This window comes from Shinella granuli (assembly GCF_004341885.1).
In the GTDB taxonomy this organism is placed as follows: Bacteria; Pseudomonadota; Alphaproteobacteria; order Rhizobiales; family Rhizobiaceae; genus Shinella; species Shinella granuli.
Window position 1 is genome coordinate 1 of record NZ_SLVX01000081.1, and the last position, 2,566, is coordinate 2,566.

Genomic DNA, 2,566 nt, shown 5'->3' on the forward strand with positions numbered 1-2,566 from the left:
GGCCACCGTCGAATACCGGCTCGCCGATGCCAACCAGGCGCTGCGCGACCTCAACGACGGCAAGATCCATGGCCGCGCCGTGCTGATCCCCTGACGGACTGGCGGATCGTCCGGGAGGAAGCGGCACTCCCCGCCGCCTGGCGGGCGGAGGGGGCAGGCCCAGGCTGCCGGTTGAAGAGAGGTAGGAGAAGATGATGTGCAGGGTGCTGACAACGCACAGCCAGGAGCGATTCACGAAGATCAACCGCTCGATCCGGATCGCCGGCCACTCGACAAGCGTAAGGCTCGAATCCGCGTTCTGGGATGTGCTCGAGGACATCGCCAGCAGGGAAGGACTGTCGACGGCGCAGCTGATCTCGGTCCTCTATCACGAGGCGCTGGACAAGCATGGCTGTCTTGCAAGTCTTGCGTCGATGCTGCGAACGGTCTGCGTCATCTACCAGGAAGAACGCAACGCACGGTCCGCGCTGTCCTGATTGCGCCCCGCATTCAATTGGGTTTCCTGTCGCCGTCGGCCTTGCCCTCTGCGATCCATCGGGCGCCCAGAACGAGCGCGCCCATGCTGAAATCGCGTCCGTGCTCGGCCACCATTTCGCGCGAGAGGGCTGCGATCCGCTCGAAGAACGCGTCCTTGCTTCTGGCCTCGTCGGTCTGTTCGGCTTGCATGATGTCCTCCTTCGTCATGTCGATCATTTGAAGAGCTGGCGGGAAAGGTGACGATCGCTGCATTGCCGAGCGCATCACCGACGGCCAGGTGTTGCCCGTCCCTCGTCCAGGCAAGGCAGGTCACGGGGCCGCCGGCCGCGCGCAGGACGAGATCCTCGGGCGAGCCGAGCCGCGCAACCGTGACCTGGCCATTGGCAAATCCGGCGGCCACGAGATCCCCTTGAGGCTGGATCGCCACTGCCTCGACGAGGGCGACACCGGTGCGGCCGGTGATGCGGGCGCCGGTAGAGGCGGCTTCCATCGGCGGTTCGTTCAGTGACCAGCCGGCGATGCGGAAGGCGCCCGAAGCGACGAGTGCATTGGCGGTGCTGCTGAAGCCGACGGCCCGGACAGGGCCTGGGAAGGCATCAAGTGCGCTGCTGCGGCCCGCATGGCTATCGACCAGCAGCATGCCGCCCGTCTCCATACCGACCGCCAACCATCGGCCATCGGCATGCCATGCCAGACAGATCGGGTCGGATTTCAGCGCAATGGATATCTTCAGGTCGAGCCGGTCGCGCAGGCGGATCTCAAGCTTGCCTGTGCCTGCGAGCGCGAGTTCCGCTCCATCCGGAGACAGCGCCGCGAGGGTAGGCGTGAAATCGCCAAGGTCTGTGCCGGGCGCGCCGGAGGCGGCCTCGTCATCGCGCAGGAAGATATGGCTGCCGGCAACGATCGCGACATCGCCTGTCTCCGGACAGCGGTCGAAGGCGGTAACGGGCTTGTCGCCGGCGAAGATCGTGTCGGCGGTCTCGCCGGCGCGGCTCAGCCGGATCAACCGGCCCTTTTCGTTGGCGGCAAGAAAGCCCCCATCCGCCGCGGGGCAGGTCGAGACGGTGCCCTTCATGCGCGTGATGATCAGCGGTGAGGGCCGCCCGACGCGAGGGCGGATGCCGGTCTGCCCACCATCGGCGACGATGCGGGATTCCGGCGGCTCGTTGTCGGCCATGCGGGCGAAGGCGACTGTGCCGTCGGCCGCAACGATTGCCAATGCGGTGTCGTCCTCGTTGAAGCGGATATGCCGAACCGGCGCCGGGCGTTGCCAGTTCCGGGCGAGCAGGTCGAAAAGGGTTATGTTGGGCGTGGTCTGCTGGTTCATGAATTTCCTCCCCTTGCCGCCTCGATCAGCCTGTCGATGTCCTCCACCTCGGCCTCGACGGCTTCGGTCTCCTCCTGGCATTCGGCCTGTGACATGCGCAGATCCGTCATGCGGCCTTCGATCTCAAGCAATTCCCGCGCCAGTTGGTCATTGCCGGGATTCCTGCCGATTTCGAGTTCCAGCCGCAGGGCATCCATCTCCAGCGCAGACAGTTCCTGTATGAGCTTGTGGGCGCGGGCGGTGAGGCCGGAGAGGTCGGCGACCCGGGCGATGCGGCGCTCCAGCATTTCCCGCTGGGATGGGCCTTGACCGGTCATCGTGATCTCCTATCTGCTGGCCCGGATCGCCGCACGGGGCGGCATCGACCGGAGGAGGGCAAGGCATGTTCGACGAGATCGGGACGAGGTTCTTCGCGGCGCTCGCAAAGGCGGCGGAAATGCATCTCGATGCCGGACATTCCTGCATCGCGGCCTTGCGGCGGGCCGGAGAGGCTCCCGATCCGGCTGCGACAGCCGCGGCGCAGGCGGCACTCGGCGCACTGGAGCCGGCCAGCATGAATGCCATCATGGGCGAGGCACACCGGCTGATGCGCGAGGATCCGGCGGGGCTTCTCGGCGCGTGGAAACCTGCCGGGCCGCGGCATTGAAGCGGTTCGGCCCGGGCTCATCGTGAGAGCGGCGGTGCAAAAGTCGGCCACGGTAGCGGCGGCATAATGCTGCTGCGGGCGGAGTAAAATCCGGCCACCTATTTCCTTTCTGCAAC

The 2,566-nt window shown here is 66.1% G+C and carries 4 protein-coding genes; 2 read left to right on the forward strand and 2 right to left on the reverse strand.

The annotated features are described in order from the left end of the window. The first annotated feature begins 194 nt into the window (after positions 1 to 194). On the forward strand, positions 195 to 476 hold the full coding sequence (locus EV665_RS31980) for a ribbon-helix-helix domain-containing protein (RefSeq protein ID WP_064334118.1): 282 nt from the start codon (positions 195 to 197) through the stop codon (positions 474 to 476). On the opposite strand, the gene EV665_RS31985 is transcribed toward EV665_RS31980, so the two are convergent. Together EV665_RS31985 and EV665_RS31990 are read right to left on the reverse strand one after the other, a co-directional pair. Further along, complete coding sequence (locus tag EV665_RS31985) at positions 437 to 1,804, reverse strand: WD40 repeat domain-containing protein (protein ID WP_162853241.1); 1,368 nt, start codon at positions 1,802 to 1,804, stop codon at positions 437 to 439. The two genes, EV665_RS31980 and EV665_RS31985, sit on opposite strands and share 40 nt — an antisense overlap. Next, complete coding sequence (locus EV665_RS31990; RefSeq protein WP_133037264.1) at positions 1,801 to 2,121, reverse strand: hypothetical protein; 321 nt, start codon at positions 2,119 to 2,121, stop codon at positions 1,801 to 1,803. Before EV665_RS31990 ends, EV665_RS31985 begins: the two co-directional genes overlap by 4 nt. Positions 2,122 to 2,186: 65 nt before the next feature. On the opposite strand from EV665_RS31990, the gene EV665_RS31995 reads away from it, so the two are divergent. Then, the gene (locus EV665_RS31995; RefSeq protein ID WP_133037265.1) at positions 2,187 to 2,450 is read left to right on the forward strand and encodes a hypothetical protein; all 264 of its coding nucleotides are present in this window, start codon (positions 2,187 to 2,189) and stop codon (positions 2,448 to 2,450) included. Positions 2,451 to 2,566: the final 116 nt, after the last annotated feature.